Genomic DNA, 15,401 nt, shown 5'->3' with positions numbered 1-15,401 from the left:
AATCCCAGGTCGCGACCAGTCCGTGACCCCGTTGTGACTGCAGTGTGACGACCGGCCGGTGTCCGGCACCCGGATCGGTGATGCGACACTGTTCGACGTGCTGAGACTCGGACTGACCGGAGGCATCGGAGCGGGCAAATCCACCGTCTCCCACGAACTCGTCGCGCTGGGGGCGGTGCTCGTCGACGCGGACACCATCGCCCGCGAAGTCGTCGCGCCGGGCAGCGAGGGCCTGGCCGAACTCGCCGCGGCCTTCGGTGACGACATCCTGCTGCCGGACGGATCCCTGAACCGACCGGCGTTGGCCGCCAAGGCCTTTGCCAGCGACGAGGCGCGGGCGGTGCTCAACGCGATCACCCATCCCCGGGTGGGGGCGCGCACCGCCGAACTGGTCGCCGCCGCACCCGCCGACGCCATCGTCGTCCAGGACATCCCGCTCCTCGTCGAGGGCGGCATGGCGCCCGCGTTCCATCTCGTCGCCGTGGTGCACACCGACGCCGGCGAGCGCCTGCGCCGCCTGGTCGAACTGCGTGCGATGCCCGAGGGCGACGCGCGTGCCCGCATCGCCGCCCAGGCCACCGACGAACAGCGCCGCGCGGCCGCGGACGTCTGGCTGGACAACAACGGCGACCGGGACGCCCTCGCGGCGGCCGTGCGCGCCCTGTGGACCGAGCGGCTCGTGCCGTTCGAGGCGAACCTGCGCAGCCGCACCCCCGTGCAGCCGGCGCCGGTGCTCCGCGACCCGAATCCGGACTGGCACCGGCAGGCGCAGCGGCTGATCGGCCGGCTCGCGCTCGCCGCCGGGGGCGGCGCCGTGCGGATCGACCACATCGGCTCGACCGCCGTGCCCGGGCTGGCCGCCGTCGATGTGCTCGACCTCCAGATCACCGTGCCGGACCTCGCCGCGGCGGACGCACTCGAGGACCCCCTCGCCGGCGCCGGATTCCCCCGCATCGCCCACGTCGACCACGACGACCCGCGGCCGTCGTACGGTGCCGGCGGCGAGACCGACCCGGCCGTGTGGGGCGCGCGCCTGCACGGCAGCGCCGACCCCGGTCGGCCCGCGTACGTGCATCTGCGGGTGCAGGGCTGGCCCGGCCAGCAGTTCGCCCTGCTGCTGCGGGACTGGTTGCGCGCGAACCCCGAGGCCGTCGCCGAATTCGCCGAGATCAAGCAGGCCGCGGCCCGTGACGCGGCCGCCCGGCACGACCCGGCCGAGGCCGCCGCCGTCTACGCCGGGGAGAAGGCCCCCTGGTTCGACGGCGCCTACACGCGTGCCTGGGAGTGGGCAGAGAAGACCGGCTGGTCGGCCTGACGCCCGGACCGAGGCGGGACCCGCTCAGCGCCAGCTGACCGGCATGGCCAGCGCGGCCAGCCAGGCATCGAGATCGTGGCCGTGCGTGGCGATGCCGTCCACCGCCCGCAACGCCCGCTGCACCGCGCGCTCGGCGGTCCCCGGATCCAGCAGTCCCGCCGCCGCGGCGGCGAGCAGTTCGTCGACGTCCTCGACGGCGGTGTCGCGGCCGGTGCGCACCACGAGATCGAGGTAGTGGTCGCGCGAGTGCCACACGTTCCCCTCGCACCAGAACTCGCCGACGTCGACGTACCGGTCCTGGTCGCGTTCGAAACCGGGCCGGAAGTGGAAGATCGACGCGCGCAGGCCGAGGTCCGGCAGCAGCCACGACTCGAGATACCCGAACTGCGGGTGGTCGGCGGGCCGCGCCATGTACAGGCCCCACCGCTCGACCCGGTACACCTCCACCTCCCGCACGATGCCCTTCGGGTCGACGTTCGTGTGCGCGGCCACATCGAAGGTCTCGACCTTGACGTGGTGAAGTTTCGCCTCGGACATGGGCTGAACGTTACTGCGGTCCGGGCCGGCGAACCCGCCGGTGCCGGACCTACCGGCCCGCCGGCCCGGCCGGCACCACCGTCGTCGTCTCGTGCCCGTTGTCCTGCACGAGCGCGGAGGCGGGCAGCCGCCACAGCGCGCCGGCCTGGACGTAGTCGCCGGCCGACCCCGCGAAGTTCACCACCGTGACGACAAAGACGGTGAGGACGAAGTCGACGGGCACGGCGAACAGCAAGGCCACCAGGACCGCGCCCCACAGCGCCACGGGGGCGAGCGTGACGGTCACGGCCGCGTTCCGCGTGAGCCAGGCGTCGCTGCCCGTCGTCAGGAAGGGGAACCGCACCGCGTACGTCGGGCGCACGCCGGAGAGGATCCGGGAGACCAGGCCGTGGGTCAGTTCGTGCACCGCCAGGTAGCCGAGGCACGCCACGACGGTGACGACGACCGTGGGCGCCGTGCCCCACCCGCTCCGCAGCGGCAGGCCCAGGACCACTGCCGCGCCGAGGAGCACGGCGACGGTGAGGACGAGGACGGTCCGGACGGCCGCGGCCGCCCGCGTGTCGTTCTTCAGGTCCAGCCGGGTGTGGACCCGATAGTCCGGTGGGGGCGCCACCGCGGGCTTCGGGTCGTTGCGAGCGTTCACGTGTACCCCCTGGATTTCGCGGTCTCCCGGGCGGACGGTCCGACGAGAGCCGACGGTGGACGGGCGGGCCGGTCCGACCGATCATGCCCGGCGGACGACTCCGTGTCCCGGCGGACGACTCCGTGTCCCGGCGGATGACTCCGTGTCCCGGCGGATGACTCCGTGTCCCGGCGGCCAGGCACCGGGTCCCTGCCGCCGCCGATCGGCATTGTCGGTGCCGCCGCCTACCCTGGTTCCCATGGCGTTCGCAAGCGAGCATCCCGTTGTCGCCCACTCCGAGTTCCGCCCCGTGGGGGAGATCGAACGGGCCGAGGGCCGGTTCGAGGTGGTCAGCGACCACAAGCCTGCCGGGGATCAGCCGGCCGCGATCGACGAACTCGAGCGCCGCCTGCAGGCGGGGGAGAAGGACGTGGTGCTGCTCGGCGCCACGGGCACCGGCAAGTCGGCCACCACCGCGTGGCTGATCGAGCGGGTGCAACGCCCCACCCTGGTGATGGCGCCGAACAAGACCCTCGCCGCGCAGCTCGCCAACGAGCTGCGGGAGATGTTGCCGCACAACGCCGTCGAGTACTTCGTGTCGTACTACGACTACTACCAGCCCGAGGCGTACATCGCGCAGACCGACACGTACATCGAGAAGGACTCCTCGATCAACGACGACGTGGAACGGCTGCGGCACTCGGCCACCTCCGCGCTGCTCTCCCGTCGCGACGTCGTGGTGGTCGCGTCCGTGTCGTGCATCTACGGCCTGGGCACGCCGCAGTCCTACCTGGACCGTTCCATCGCGCTCGAGGTCGGGGTGGAGGTGCCCCGCGACGCCCTGCTGCGCCTGCTGGTGGACGTGCAGTACACCCGCAACGACATGGCGTTCACGCGCGGCTCGTTCCGGGTCAAGGGCGACACCGTCGACATCATCCCCGCGTACGAGGAACTCGCCGTGCGCATCGAGTTCTTCGGCGACGAGATCGACGCGCTCTACTACCTGCACCCCCTGACGGGGGACGTGGTGCGCAAGGTGGACTCGCTGCGGATCTTCCCCGCCACCCACTACGTCGCCGGGCCGGAGCGGATGGAACGGGCTGTGACCGACATCGAGGCCGAACTCGAGGACCGTCTCGCCGACCTCGAGAACCGCGGCAAGCTGCTCGAGGCGCAGCGCCTGCGGATGCGCACCCAGTACGACCTCGAGATGATCCGCCAGGTCGGGTTCTGCTCCGGCATCGAGAACTACTCGAGGCACATCGACGGCCGTCCCGCCGGTTCCGCGCCGGCCACCCTGATCGACTACTTCCCGGAGGACTTCCTGCTGGTCATCGACGAGTCCCACGTCACCGTCCCGCAGATCGGCGCCATGTACGAGGGGGACATGTCGCGCAAGCGCAACCTCGTCGAATTCGGGTTCCGGCTGCCCTCGGCCGTCGACAACCGCCCGTTGACCTGGGAGGAGTTCGCCGCCCGCATCGGCCAGACCGTCTACCTGTCGGCCACCCCCGGCCCGTACGAGCTCGGGCAGGCCGGCGGCGAGTTCGTCGAACAGGTCATCCGGCCGACCGGACTGGTGGACCCGAAGGTCGTCGTCAAGCCCACCAAGGGCCAGATCGACGACCTGGTACACGAGATCCGCGAGCGCGCCGACCGGGACGAGCGGGTGCTCGTCACCACCCTCACCAAGAAGATGTCCGAGGATCTCACCGACTACCTGCTCGAGCTCGGCATCCGGGTGCGCTACCTGCACTCGGACATCGACACCCTCCGGCGCGTCGAGCTGCTCCGGCAGCTGCGGCTCGGCGAGTACGACGTCCTCGTCGGCATCAACCTCCTCCGCGAGGGCCTCGACCTACCCGAGGTCTCGCTCGTGGCGATCCTCGACGCCGACAAGGAGGGGTTCCTGCGCTCGACCACCAGCCTCATCCAGACCATCGGCCGGGCCGCCCGCAACGTCTCCGGCGAGGTCCACATGTACGCCGACAAGGTCACCGACTCGATGGCGCGTGCCATCGAGGAGACCGAGCGGCGCCGCGAGAAGCAGATCGCGTACAACCGCGAGCACGGCATCGACCCGCAGCCGCTGCGCAAGAAGATCGCCGACATCCTCGACCAGGTCTACGAGGAGGCCGACGACACCGTGGAGGTCGGGGGCTCGGGCCGCAACGCCTCCCGCGGCCGCCGCGCCCAGGGGGAATCCGGTCGCGCCGTGAGCGCCGGCGTCTACGAGGGCCGCGACGTGAAGTCCATGCCCCGGGCCGAACTCGCGGACCTCGTGCAGGAACTGACCGACCAGATGATGAACGCGGCCCGCGAGCTGCAGTTCGAACTGGCCGGGCGGTTGCGCGACGAGATCGCCGACCTGAAGAAGGAACTGCGCGGGATGGACGCCGCCGGCCTCGCGTAGCGTCTGCGGCATGGACCCACAGTCTGCCGGCCGCATCGCCCGTGCCCTCGAACTGATCCACTCCGTCGGGTACTTCGCCCCCGAAGTGGACGCCGCGCTCGGCGACACCGGCCTCGAGGCCGGCCGGATGCGGTACTTCGCGGCGCGTTCCGCCGCGCTCGGGGCGGTCGGGGCGGGCGTCGTGACCGCCACCTTCTACAACTTCAGTCCCCGTCTCGTCGCGTCCGCGATCCCGCACGCCTGGCGGCTCGCCACCCCGGAGGCCGTCGTGGCCGCCCGGCTGCGCGGCATCGACGAGTCGCTGGCCGGAATCCTCGGGCCCGAGGTGCTGGACTCGCCGGAGATGCGCGAGGCGGCGGACCTCGCCGCGAGCGCCGCCCGGGCCGTCCCGGGACCGGAGGGCCGGCCGCTGTACGCGGGGCACGCCGACCTGCCGTGGCCGGACGCCCCGCACCTGATCCTGTGGCACGCGCTGACCCTGCTGCGCGAATACCGGGGCGACGGGCACGTCGCGGCGTTGCAGACCGCCGGCCTGACCGGGATCGAGGCCCTCGTCACCCACACCGCCGCGGGGATCGGGTTCAGCGAGGACTTCGCCCGCGCGCGCCGCGGCTGGAGCAAGGAGGAGTGGGCCGACGCGGAGACGGCGCTGCGCTCGCGCGGACTGCTCGACCGCTCCGGTGCGCTCACGGACGAGGGCTTCGAGGTCCGCGAACTCGTCGAGGACCTGACCGACGACCTCGCGGCGGTGCCGTGGGCGACGCTGGGCGAAGACAAGGCCGACCGGCTGACGGAGCTCGCGCTGCCGTGGCGGGACGCCATCGTGGAGTCCGGCGTGTTCCCCGCGCAGATGTTCGGCCCGCGTTACGGTGACGCACGGTAACGTCAACGGTCGTCAGTGGCGTCGAGCGCACGGCGGCGGGCCCTGTGGGATCCACCCCAAAGGCCGTCAACCCCGTCCGGTCGGCCGCTACTGTCGACGCAGCAGTCGGAAGGGGGACGCAACGACGGTCGCCCGCCGGCGAAACCCGACCAATTTCATGGAGGAATGCATGAGCGCCTACCGGACCGTAGTCGTCGGAACCGACGGTTCCGAGTCGTCGTACCGCGCCGTCGAGAAGGCAGCAGCTCTCGCCGGTGACGCCGAGGCCCGTCTCGTCATCGCGTGCGCCTACTACCCGGTGGATCCGAAGGACAGCGCCCGCGCCGCCGACGTGCTCGGTGAGGACGCCTACCAGGTGACCGGATCGGCGCCCACCTACGACATCCTGCGCACCGCCCGGGAGAAGGCCCACGCAGCCGGCGCCAAGAACGTCCTCGAACGGGCCGTCGTCGGGGCTCCCGTCGACTCGCTCCTCGAACTGGTCGACGAGGTGGAGGCGGACCTGCTCGTCGTGGGCAACCGGGGCCTGAACACCCTCACCGGCCGGTTGCTCGGCTCCGTACCCTCGGATCTGGCCCGCAAGTCGACCTCGGACGTGCTCATCGTGCACACCGTCCGCTGACGCGTCGATCAGCAGTAGGTCTCGCGGGCGGCACCCACGTAGAACCGGGCGGCGTCGTCGCCCTGCAACTCCGCCCGCGAGACGGACGCCGCGAAGGCCGCGACGGACCGGACCGAGCCGAGGATCTGTTCTTCCGGCAGGCCGGCGGCCAGCTGGGCACACGTCCCCCGGACCAGTGCCACCAGCGTCTCGTCGGGCACCCCGGCGGCCAGCCCGGCCTCGGCCAGGGCCTGCTTGAACCGCAGGGCCGGCCCGTCCAGCGCCTCCGCCTCGACCGGTGCGGCCGCCATCGGGACCGTGACCGGGATGGCGGCCGCGGAGTCCTCCGAGGCCGCGGTCCCCGCACAACCCGCGGTGGTGGCGAGGACCCCGAACCCTGCCAGGATGCGCGCCCAGCGCCCCCGAGGCCACACCGCTCTCACCGCCCCGCCTCCCGCTCCGACCGGTCGCACGTTCGTCCGCAACATACCGCCCGGCCGAACGGCGCAGTCGGTGAAACGGCACATCGGTGACCTGTCACAGCCGGGCCGGCGCCACCAGCGCCGCCAGTGCCTCGGGCACTTCCCCGGTGTGCAGCACCCCGAGCCGTTGGGTGGCGCGGGTGAGCGCCACGTACAGGTCGTTGAGCCCGCGAGGCGACTCCGCCACGATGGCGGTCGGCTCCACCAGCAGCACCGAATCGAATTCCAGTCCCTTGACGTCCTTCACGGTGGACACCCGCACCGAATCCGACCGCAGATGCGCCCACTGCGCCGCGAGATCGTGCGGCACGATCACCGCCGTGAGGCCCGGGCCGTCCTCGGCCGCGAGGGCGCCGTGCACGGCTTCGAGAAGGCCGTCCGCGTCGACGTTCCGGACCCACGGTGTGAACCCGGACTCGCGCACCGAGCGGGGCGGCACCTGGTGCGGATCGATCTCGGCGAGGACCGCATGTGCGATCTCCATGATCTCCGCGGGCGTGCGGTAGTTGACGGTCAGCTCGGCCTTCTTCCACCGGTTGGCCACGTACGGCTCCAGGATCCGCTGCCAGGACGAGCTGCCGGCCGGATCCCCGGTCTGCGCGGTGTCGCCGACCAGGGTCATCCAACGGTTCGGGATGCGCCGCATCAGCATCCGCCAGGCCATCTCGGACAGCTCCTGCGCCTCGTCGACGATCACGTGCCCGTACGTCCAGGTCCGGTCCCCGGCGGCCCGTTCGGCCGTGGTCTCGTGGCTCGAGCGGCTCTGTCGCTGCGCGAGCTGGTCGGCGTCGATCAGGTCGTACGCCATCAGGATCTCCGGATCCAGCTCGTCCTCGAGATCCTGCGGGGCCGACCCCGTCAGGATGTCCAGGGCGCCCTGCGCGTCGGCGATCTGCTTGCGCCACTGCCGCGCGACGCGCTCCCGCTCGGCCGCGTCGTCGACGCCGAGCAACTCGGCGAGTTCGTCGAGCAGTGGCGCGTCCGCGGCGCTGAACACCCGCGTCGCCGAGGGGCGCAGCAGCAGTGCGCGCTGGTCCTCGTCGAGTTCCGGCGCCGCCGACGCGAGCCGCTCCCGGGACGCGAACAGCTCCGCGAGCACCTGCTGCGGGCTCAGCTGCGGCCACAGCGAGTCGATCGCCGCCGTGATGTCGCGGTCCGCCCGCATCTCGGCCCGGATGTCGTCGATGTCGTCCCGGCTCAACAGGTTTCCGCCGTCGACCAGATTCGCACCGATGATCGACGCGAGCTGGTCGGCGAGCGCGTCCACCACCGCGGAGACGAAGATCGGGCGAGCCAGGTTGTGCGGCCGGCGCGACGACCGGGCCCGGCCCCGCGCCCGCGTGACCGTCTTGCGGTCGAGGGTCAGCCGGTAGGTGTCGAAGACCAGGGGGATCGGCGTCGTCGGGATCTCCTGACGGTCCCGCACCGCCTTCTTCAGCACCTCGATCATGCCGAGCGAGCCCTTGATGGCGCCTGCCTCGAGGGAGTCTTCGACGCTCGCGCGCACCCCGGGGTACAGGTCACCGATCGTGGACAGCAACACGCCGGTCTCGCCGAGGGACGGCAGCACCTGCCCGATGTAGTCCAGGAACGTCGAGTTCGGTCCGACGATGAGCACACCGCTCTTCGCGAGCTGCCGACGGTACGTGTACAGCAGGAACGCCGCCCGGTGCAGGGCCACCGCGGTCTTCCCGGTGCCCGGGCCGCCCTGGACGACGAGCACGCTCTTGTGCTCGGACCGGATGATCGCGTCCTGCTCGGCCTGGATCGTCGCGACGATGTCGTGCATCTGCCCGGTCCGCGCGGCGTTCAGCGCGGCCAGCAGCGCCGACTCGCCGGCGACACCCCCCGCCGAGACGGTGGCGTCGTGCGCCTGGGCCGCGTCGAGATCGAGGTACTCGTCGTTGAGCGCGGTGATCGCGCGGCTGCGCGACCGGATGTGCCGGCGCCGCGTCACGCCCTCCGGCGCCGCCGGCGTCGCCAGATAGAACGGCCGGGCCAACGGCGCCCGCCAGTCCAGCAGCAGCGGCTCGTAGTCGTTCGCCTCGTCGAGGATGCCGATGCGGCCGATGTACCGCACCTCGGTCCCGTCGCCGTCCTCGCCGTCGCGCACGTCGATCCGGCCGAAGCACAGCCCGTGCTCGGCCGCGTCGTATTTCGCGATGTCCTCGGTGTACAGCTGCGTGAAGGACTCCCGCTCGCTGCGGGCCTGCGGAGTGCCGCCGGTGTCGAGCAGCACCCGGCTCAGCCGGGTCTTGGCGTAGGCCCGCATGGAGTCGAGGTGGCCGTACAGCATCGACAGGTAGACCTGCTCACGCTCATGGTCGGGGTGGGACAGGCCATCGGCCGGCAAGGGGTCTCCTCGGGGTCGGACGGGCGGCGGGTGCGTCGCCACGAAGTGCCCAAGAAGTCTAGTGGCGGTCCCGCACCGGCGCAGAATCGCCGGGTGCGGGACCGTGCTGTCAGCGCTGCAACTGCAGGCGGGCGCGGGTGAGGGCCTCCTCGGCGCGGTGACGGGCCTGCTGCGCCAGCAACAGGGAACGCTCCTCCGCCGTCAGCGCCCGCTCGCGGGCGACCTTCGCCAGCTCCGGGCCGCGCTCACGGGCCGTGCCCCACAGCAGCGAACTCCGTTCCCGGGCGACCTCGGCGAGTTCGGGTCCGCGTTCGCGGGCGACGTCGAGCAGTTCGGTGCCGCGTTCGCGGGCGACGTCGGCGAGTTCGGGTCCGCGTTCGCGGGCGACGTCGAGCAGTTCGGTGCCGCGTTCGCGGGCGACGTCGGCGAGTTCGGGGCCGCGTTCGCGGGCGACGTCGAGCAGTTCGGTGCCGCGTTCGCGGGCGACGTCGGCGAGTTCGGGGCCGCGTTCGCGGGCGACGTCGAGCAGGTGCGTGCCGCGCTCGCGGGCGACCTCGGCGAGCTCGGGTCCGCGCTCGCGGGCAACGCCCAGCAGGTGGCTTCCACGCTCACGGGCGGTGCCGGCCACCTCCGCTGCCTCCTCCGACAGGACCCGGACCCGCTCGGCCACCTTGTGCAGGCTCTCGGTGACCGCATCGCCCGCGCCGTCGTCCTGATGAGGCAGGACACCGGCGACGGCCTCCTGGGCGCGCCGTGCGGCCCGCCGTCCGCGCCACCCCAGCGACGGCTTGCCTTCGGTGTCCACCGCGGTGATGATCAGCCCGCCGAGCAGGCTGACGTTCTTGAGGAACTGGGTGCGCTGGATGGCCCGGGCCTCCGCATCCTCGACGTTCCAGAAGTCGTGACCCGCCACCGTCGTGGGCACGAGCGTGGTGGCCAGGGCAAGAGCCGCCAGCCGCGGTGCCTTCCCGACCGCGAGCAGCGCACCCGCCCCGATCTGCACGGCCGCGTTGATCCGCACGAGTGTCTCCGGATCGTTCGTGAGCTTCTCGCTCACCGAGTCCGGGAGCTTCTGCGTCACCGTGTCGGGCAGCATGCCCACCGCCCGGTCGAGTCCCGGCTGCGCTGCCGCCGCCTTGGTGGACGAGTCTCTCAGCGCGTCGATGCCCCCGGCGACGAAGACCGACGCGAGCATGGGGCGGGCAATTCTGCGGACAATCATGTGCTTCCTCCCGTGATCGGTGGCGGTTCCACCTTTGCACGCATACCCCGCCGCCCGGCGCGATATGCGCGTTCGACCCGGATCACGCTCCGGACGCCGCGCAACGATTGCGCGCCGAGGTGGCACGATGTGCGGCGTGAACGATGGGGGAGACGCGGCAGGGGGCGGCGACATCGGTGGGGCCGGGGTGCGCGTGGTGCGCACGACGACATCGGTCCGGGTCGAGGCCACGATACCGGTGTCGGCCGCGGCGCTGTTCGGGGTGATGCGGGACCCGCTGCGGCACAGCGAGATCGACGGCTCGGGCACGGTGCAGGTGCCCGCGGGGCAGCCCCCGATCACCGCCGTCGGCCGGCGCTTCTCCGCGCAGGTGCACTTGCCCGGGCGCAGCGCGTATCCGGTGGTCAACCACGTGGTGGCGTTCGAACCCGACCGGCTGCTGGCGTGGCTGCCGGCCAACCCGGACACGCCGCCGCTCGGCATCCGGTGGGAGTGGTCCTTCACCGGGACGACCGGGGGCGCTGCGGTGAGCCAGACGTGCGACTGGTCCGCGGTGACCGACACCGCGTACCTGCGTCGCGTGCGGCTTCCGCGGGTCTTGCCCGCGCAGATGTCCGCGAGCCTCGCCCGGCTCGGGCGTGCGGCGCGTTCCTGAACCGCGCCGGGTGCCGACGGTGTCGGTGTCCGGTGTGTCGCATGTCACGCACACCCTACCTCTTTGATTGCTAAACTACGCAAGTAACGGCATCGCCCGCCGGCGGTGGCTCGGACGACGGGAACGGTGATGGTCGCGCAGGCGCGTCAGCCCCTCTATCGGATGAAGGCCGACTTCTTCAAGACGCTCGGACATCCGGCGCGCATCCGCGTCCTCGAGCTGCTCAGCGAGCGCGAGCATGCCGTCTCCGAGATGTTGCCCGAGGTGGGGATCGAACCCGCCAATCTCTCCCAGCAACTGGCGATCCTCCGGCGCGCAGGCCTGGTCACCGCGCGCCGGGAGGGGCTGTCGGTGACGTACGCGCTGACGTCGCCGCGGGTCGCGGAACTGCTGGGCGTCGCCCGCGCCATCCTCACGGGGGTGGTCGCCGGACAGGCGGAGCTGCTCGAGGACGACGTAGCCGAACCGGCGGGCCGAGCGCGCCGCTGAGCCGGTCGCGCACCGGGGCGCTTCGCGCGCATTGATTGCAGACTTTATTAAGTGCTTATTTATTGTTTGTGGTGGAGGCACGATGTCGATGTCGACAGAGCAGCAGGATGCGGTGACCGGGCGCACCGAGGAAGAGGCGGCGGGAGCCGGCACCGTCGTGGCTCGCGCCGCGCGGTCGGTCGCCGCGCTGATGCCGCGCTGGGTCGAGTGGAAACCGGCCCTGCGCTCGCCCCGCGCCGATCTGACCGCCGGACTCGTCGTCGCCCTCGTGGCGTTGCCCCTCGCGCTCGGCTTCGGCATCAGCTCCGGTCTCGGGGCCGCGGCGGGCCTCGCGACCGCCGTCGTCGCGGGAGCGGTCGCCGCCGTGTTCGGCGGCTCCCGCTTCCAGGTGTCGGGCCCGACCGGCGCGATGACCGTCGTCCTGGTGCCGATCTTCCATGAGCACGGCGCCTCCGGCGTCCTCGCGGTGGGACTCGTCGCCGGCGTCGTTCTCGTCGTCCTCGCCTTCGCCGGCATCGGCCGGGCGGTGCGGTTCATGCCCGCCCCGGTGATCGAGGGCTTCACCGCCGGGATCGCCGTGGTCATCGCCCTGCAGCAGGTTCCGGCCGCGCTCGGCATCGCCCACGCCGAGGGGGAGAAGGTGTGGCAGAGCGCGTTCGACGCCGCCCGGCAGTTCGTCGACCAGCCGTCCCTTCTGCCCACGGTCGTGGCGGTGCTTGTCGCGGCGGCCATCCTGATCGGCGGCCGGTACCTGCCGAAGCTGCCGTTCTCGCTCGTCGCGGTGGTGGTGGCCACCGTCGTCGCACAGCTGTTCCATCTGAACGTCACGCGGATCGGGTCCATCCCGTCCGGCTTCAGCGCCCCCAGCCTCGGATTCCTCGACCTGGGTGAGCTGACGTCGCTTCTCGCGCCGGCGCTCGCGGTGGCCGCGCTCGCGGCCCTCGAATCGCTGCTGTCCGCGACCGCCGCGGATTCGATGAGCGTCGGCACCCGGCACGACCCGGACCGGGAGTTGTTCGGGCAGGGCCTGGCCAACATCGCCGCCCCCCTGTTCGGCGGCGTTCCGGCCACGGGCGCGATCGCCCGGACGGCCGTCAACGTCCGCTCGGGGGCGCGGTCCCGGCTGTCCGCCCTCACCCACGCCGTCATCCTCGCCGGGATCGTCTACCTCGCCTCGCCGCTCGTCGCCCAGATCCCCCTTGCCGCGCTCGCCGGCGTTCTGCTCGCCACCACGGTGCGCATGGTCGAGACCGCCTCGATCGTCGCGATCACACGGGCGAGCCGCGCGGATGCGATCGTCATGACGGTGACGTTCCTGGTCACCGTCGCCCTCGACCTCGTGACGGCGGTCGCGATCGGTGTCGGGTTCGCTGCGGTGCTCGCGCTGCGGGCGGTCGCGAAGTCCGCCCGGATCGAGCAGGTTCCCCTCGACGAGGAAGGGGATCACGCCGCCGAGGAACACGAGCTGTTGCGTGAGCACATCGTCGCGTACCGGATCGACGGCGCTCTGTTCTTCGCCGCGGCCCACCGATTCCTGCTCGAGCTCGCCGACGTCACGGACGTCAAGGTCGTGATCCTGCGCATGTCCCGGGTGACGGCCATCGACGCCACCGGCGCCCTCGTCCTCAAGGACGCCATCACCAAGCTCGAGCACCGGCACATCACGGTCCTGATCTCCGGGGCCAAACCGGAGCACCTGCGGCCGCTGTCCGCGCTGGGTGTCTTCACCACCAAGGACAGCGAGGAGCGGCACGTCTTCGCGACCACGCCCCGAGCGATCGCGTACGCCCGCATGCTGGTGCTGCCGGAACACCGGTACGCCCAGGCCGCCGCCGGTTCCGAGGGGAAGGGGCCGGGAGATTCCGAAGCTCTTCCGGGCGAGTAGAATCGGCGGTGTGACCGGCCCTCGTGGCAGCCTGGCTCTCCTCACCCGGTAACGCCAGGTGAGCACGGGGACCGGTCGCCTGCCGTCGGCGGGACCGGCGGGGCGCAGGCGGCCGCGAGCCGTGCGTGCCGCGGCTCGCCTCCCGGGCCCCTCCGTTCCGGCCAGTAGCATCTGCTCCGTGACCGACTCGACCGCGAGTACCAGCCGTCCTGCCGCCCTGCGCGTTCTCGTCTACAGCGACGACGCCGACACGCGCGAGCAGGTCACCCGGGCGCTGGGCCGGCGACCCGATCCCGAACTCCCCGAACTCGACTTCGTCGAGGTGGCGACCGAGCCGATGGTGATCCGCCGCATGGACGCCGGCGGTATCGACCTCGCGATCCTGGACGGCGAGGCGGCCCCCGCCGGTGGGATGGGGATCGCCAAGCAACTCAAGGACGAACTCGAACAGTGCCCGCCCGTCGTCGTGCTGACCGGCCGGGCGGACGACGCGTGGCTGGCCGACTGGTCCCGCGCCGAGGCCGCGGTGCCGCGGCCTCTCGACCCGTTCCGCCTCGCGGAGACGGTCGTCGCGCTGCTGCGCGGCCGCAGCACCACCTGAGGGCGGCGCGAAGCGGGCGCCGGCATCGGCCCACGGTCCGGGCGATCTGGCGGTCCCGGCGTCCCGGCACCCCCGCAAGGGTCGGGCGAAACGGAGAAATCACGCCGCGTCGTATCCGCCTCGGCGGGACACCGCGCCGGTAGGCTGAGCCGTACATCACAATGATGCGGTTGAAGTGACTCACGGCACTGTCTCCGTATCGTGATCGTTCGGCCCCAGCGGCCGGTGGAGGTCGGCAAGGGCAACGGGGTCGGCGCGGGTGGCCGGCTCGCACGGAGAGGAGCCAGGCGCCATGAACGTCTACATCCCGATCCTCGTGCTCGGAGGGATCGCGGTCGCCTTCGCGGTGTTCTCGGTCGTCGTGTCCTCGGTGATCGGCCCGAGCCGCTACAACCGAGCCAAGCTCGAAGCCTACGAGTGCGGGATCGACCCGACGCCGCAGCCGCCGGGCGGCGGCAGGTTCCCGGTGAAGTACTACCTGACGGCCATGCTGTTCATCATCTTCGACATCGAGATCGTGTTCCTCTATCCGTGGGCCGTGCACCTCGATGCCCTGGGGGTCTTCGGGCTGGCCGCGATGGCGCTGTTCGTGTTCAACGTCGCCGTCGCCTACGTCTACGAGTGGCGGCGGGGTGGTCTCGGCTGGGAATGACCGCGACAGGGAATGGGATTGTGCCGTAATGGATTCGAACACCGACCGAAAGTGATAAGAGTCGGACATGGGTCTCGAGGAGAAGTTGCCGAGCGGCTTTCTGCTGAGCACGGTGGAGAGTTTCGCCGGTTTCGCGCGCAAGGGTTCGCTGTGGCCCGCGACCTTCGGGCTCGCGTGCTGCGCGATCGAGATGATGACCACCGTGTCGCCGCGGTTCGACATCGCACGGTTCGGGATGGAGGCGTTCCGCGCCTCGCCGAGACAGGCCGACCTCATGATCGTCGCCGGCCGGGTCAGCCAGAAGATGGCCCCGGTGCTGCGGCAGGTCTACGACCAGATGGTCGAGCCGAAATGGGTATTGGCCATGGGTGTGTGCGCCTCCTCGGGTGGCATGTTCAACAACTACGCCGTCGTCCAGGGTGTCGACCACATCGTTCCCGTCGACATCTACCTACCCGGGTGCCCGCCCCGGCCGGAGATGCTGCTGCACGCCGTCCTGATGCTGCACGAGAAGATCCAGCAGATGCCGCTCGGCGTGGACCGGGAGAAGGCCGTGCAGGCCGCCGAGGAGGCGGCCCTGGCCGCCGCCCGGCCCGTCGTGCCCACCCTCCAGGTGCGGGGGTCGGCCCGGTGACCTCCTCCTCCGACAACGAACGGTCCTCGCGCCCTACGGATCCCGCGACGCGCGCGC

The 15,401-nt window shown here is 71.6% G+C and carries 15 protein-coding genes; 10 read left to right on the top strand and 5 right to left on the bottom strand.

Features of this window, described 5'->3' with window-relative positions:
* Window positions 1-97: 97 nt before the first annotated feature.
* Window positions 98-1,315 (top strand): dephospho-CoA kinase, encoded by a 1,218-nt coding sequence (gene coaE, locus KZJ41_RS15765; protein WP_065923460.1) that lies wholly within the window; start codon window positions 98-100, stop codon window positions 1,313-1,315.
* Window positions 1,316-1,339: 24 nt separating this feature from the next.
* On the opposite strand, the gene KZJ41_RS15760 is transcribed toward coaE, so the two are convergent.
* Window positions 1,340-1,852, bottom strand: a complete 513-nt coding sequence (locus KZJ41_RS15760) for a DUF402 domain-containing protein (RefSeq protein ID WP_065922522.1) — start codon at window positions 1,850-1,852, stop codon at window positions 1,340-1,342.
* A 49-nt stretch (window positions 1,853-1,901) separates the two neighbouring features.
* Window positions 1,902-2,495 carry a DUF3267 domain-containing protein gene (locus KZJ41_RS15755; RefSeq protein ID WP_050035313.1) on the bottom strand — a complete coding sequence of 198 codons (594 nt, stop codon included), beginning with the start codon at window positions 2,493-2,495 and terminating at the stop codon, window positions 1,902-1,904.
* A gap of 238 nt (window positions 2,496-2,733) precedes the next feature.
* On the opposite strand from KZJ41_RS15755, the gene uvrB reads away from it, so the two are divergent.
* The 3 genes from uvrB (at window position 2,734) to KZJ41_RS15740 (ending at window position 6,392) form a co-directional block, all read left to right on the top strand.
* Window positions 2,734-4,887, top strand: a complete 2,154-nt coding sequence (gene uvrB / locus KZJ41_RS15750; RefSeq protein ID WP_006948089.1) for an excinuclease ABC subunit UvrB — start codon at window positions 2,734-2,736, stop codon at window positions 4,885-4,887.
* Window positions 4,888-4,897: 10 nt separating this feature from the next.
* Window positions 4,898-5,770 (top strand): hypothetical protein, encoded by an 873-nt coding sequence (locus KZJ41_RS15745; protein ID WP_065922523.1) that lies wholly within the window; start codon window positions 4,898-4,900, stop codon window positions 5,768-5,770.
* Between the two features lie 169 nt (window positions 5,771-5,939).
* Window positions 5,940-6,392, top strand: a complete 453-nt coding sequence (locus tag KZJ41_RS15740; RefSeq protein WP_006948093.1) for a universal stress protein — start codon at window positions 5,940-5,942, stop codon at window positions 6,390-6,392.
* An 8-nt stretch (window positions 6,393-6,400) separates the two neighbouring features.
* Here KZJ41_RS15740 and KZJ41_RS15735 read toward each other — a convergent pair whose 3' ends face one another.
* From KZJ41_RS15735 to KZJ41_RS15725, 3 genes are all read right to left on the bottom strand, one after another.
* A complete protein-coding gene (locus KZJ41_RS15735; protein ID WP_232334186.1) occupies window positions 6,401-6,814 on the bottom strand; it encodes a DUF732 domain-containing protein in 414 nt (137 codons plus the stop codon).
* A gap of 94 nt (window positions 6,815-6,908) precedes the next feature.
* Window positions 6,909-9,149, bottom strand: a complete 2,241-nt coding sequence (locus KZJ41_RS15730; RefSeq protein WP_157127618.1) for an ATP-binding domain-containing protein — start codon at window positions 9,147-9,149, stop codon at window positions 6,909-6,911.
* A 166-nt stretch (window positions 9,150-9,315) separates the two neighbouring features.
* Window positions 9,316-10,428, bottom strand: coding sequence for a DoxX family protein (locus KZJ41_RS15725; protein ID WP_084648625.1), 1,113 nt, complete (start codon window positions 10,426-10,428; stop codon window positions 9,316-9,318).
* Between the two features lie 127 nt (window positions 10,429-10,555).
* Between KZJ41_RS15725 and KZJ41_RS15720 the strand changes: the two genes are divergently transcribed.
* From KZJ41_RS15720 to KZJ41_RS15695, 6 genes are all read left to right on the top strand, one after another.
* The gene (locus tag KZJ41_RS15720) at window positions 10,556-11,083 is read left to right on the top strand and encodes an SRPBCC family protein (protein ID WP_065922526.1); all 528 of its coding nucleotides are present in this window, start codon (window positions 10,556-10,558) and stop codon (window positions 11,081-11,083) included.
* Between the two features lie 129 nt (window positions 11,084-11,212).
* The gene (locus KZJ41_RS15715) at window positions 11,213-11,572 is read left to right on the top strand and encodes a helix-turn-helix transcriptional regulator (RefSeq protein ID WP_029543966.1); all 360 of its coding nucleotides are present in this window, start codon (window positions 11,213-11,215) and stop codon (window positions 11,570-11,572) included.
* 82 nt (window positions 11,573-11,654) lie between these two features.
* Window positions 11,655-13,457 carry a SulP family inorganic anion transporter gene (locus tag KZJ41_RS15710; RefSeq protein WP_065922527.1) on the top strand — a complete coding sequence of 601 codons (1,803 nt, stop codon included), beginning with the start codon at window positions 11,655-11,657 and terminating at the stop codon, window positions 13,455-13,457.
* Between the two features lie 178 nt (window positions 13,458-13,635).
* Window positions 13,636-14,058 (top strand): response regulator transcription factor, encoded by a 423-nt coding sequence (locus KZJ41_RS15705; RefSeq protein ID WP_029543962.1) that lies wholly within the window; start codon window positions 13,636-13,638, stop codon window positions 14,056-14,058.
* Window positions 14,059-14,350: 292 nt separating this feature from the next.
* Window positions 14,351-14,710 carry an NADH-quinone oxidoreductase subunit A gene (locus KZJ41_RS15700; RefSeq protein ID WP_003937927.1) on the top strand — a complete coding sequence of 120 codons (360 nt, stop codon included), beginning with the start codon at window positions 14,351-14,353 and terminating at the stop codon, window positions 14,708-14,710.
* 67 nt (window positions 14,711-14,777) lie between these two features.
* A complete protein-coding gene (locus tag KZJ41_RS15695) occupies window positions 14,778-15,344 on the top strand; it encodes an NADH-quinone oxidoreductase subunit B family protein (RefSeq protein ID WP_006931008.1) in 567 nt (188 codons plus the stop codon).
* Window positions 15,345-15,401: the final 57 nt, after the last annotated feature.

It is taken from the genome of Rhodococcus sp. 11-3, from assembly GCF_023704055.1.
GTDB lineage: Bacteria > Actinomycetota > Actinomycetes > Mycobacteriales > Mycobacteriaceae > Rhodococcus > Rhodococcus aetherivorans.
Note: the sequence above shows the minus strand (reverse complement) of the source record. Positions and strands in the feature narration are given on the sequence as shown.

Excerpts from the sequence above, each read along its gene's own strand:
- KZJ41_RS15760 (WP_065922522.1), bottom strand. The coding sequence starts at position 1,852 with ATGTCCGAGGCGAAACTTCACCACGTCAAGGTCGAGACCTTCGATGTG.
- uvrB (WP_006948089.1), top strand. The coding sequence starts at position 2,734 with ATGGCGTTCGCAAGCGAGCATCCCGTTGTCGCCCACTCCGAGTTCCGC.
- KZJ41_RS15745 (WP_065922523.1), top strand. The coding sequence starts at position 4,898 with ATGGACCCACAGTCTGCCGGCCGCATCGCCCGTGCCCTCGAACTGATC.
- KZJ41_RS15740 (WP_006948093.1), top strand. The coding sequence starts at position 5,940 with ATGAGCGCCTACCGGACCGTAGTCGTCGGAACCGACGGTTCCGAGTCG.
- KZJ41_RS15730 (WP_157127618.1), bottom strand. The coding sequence starts at position 9,149 with ATGCTGTACGGCCACCTCGACTCCATGCGGGCCTACGCCAAGACCCGG.
- KZJ41_RS15725 (WP_084648625.1), bottom strand. The coding sequence starts at position 10,428 with ATGATTGTCCGCAGAATTGCCCGCCCCATGCTCGCGTCGGTCTTCGTC.
- KZJ41_RS15720 (WP_065922526.1), top strand. The coding sequence starts at position 10,556 with ATGTGCGGCGTGAACGATGGGGGAGACGCGGCAGGGGGCGGCGACATC.
- KZJ41_RS15715 (WP_029543966.1), top strand. The coding sequence starts at position 11,213 with ATGGTCGCGCAGGCGCGTCAGCCCCTCTATCGGATGAAGGCCGACTTC.
- KZJ41_RS15710 (WP_065922527.1), top strand. The coding sequence starts at position 11,655 with ATGTCGATGTCGACAGAGCAGCAGGATGCGGTGACCGGGCGCACCGAG.
- KZJ41_RS15700 (WP_003937927.1), top strand. The coding sequence starts at position 14,351 with ATGAACGTCTACATCCCGATCCTCGTGCTCGGAGGGATCGCGGTCGCC.
- KZJ41_RS15695 (WP_006931008.1), top strand. The coding sequence starts at position 14,778 with ATGGGTCTCGAGGAGAAGTTGCCGAGCGGCTTTCTGCTGAGCACGGTG.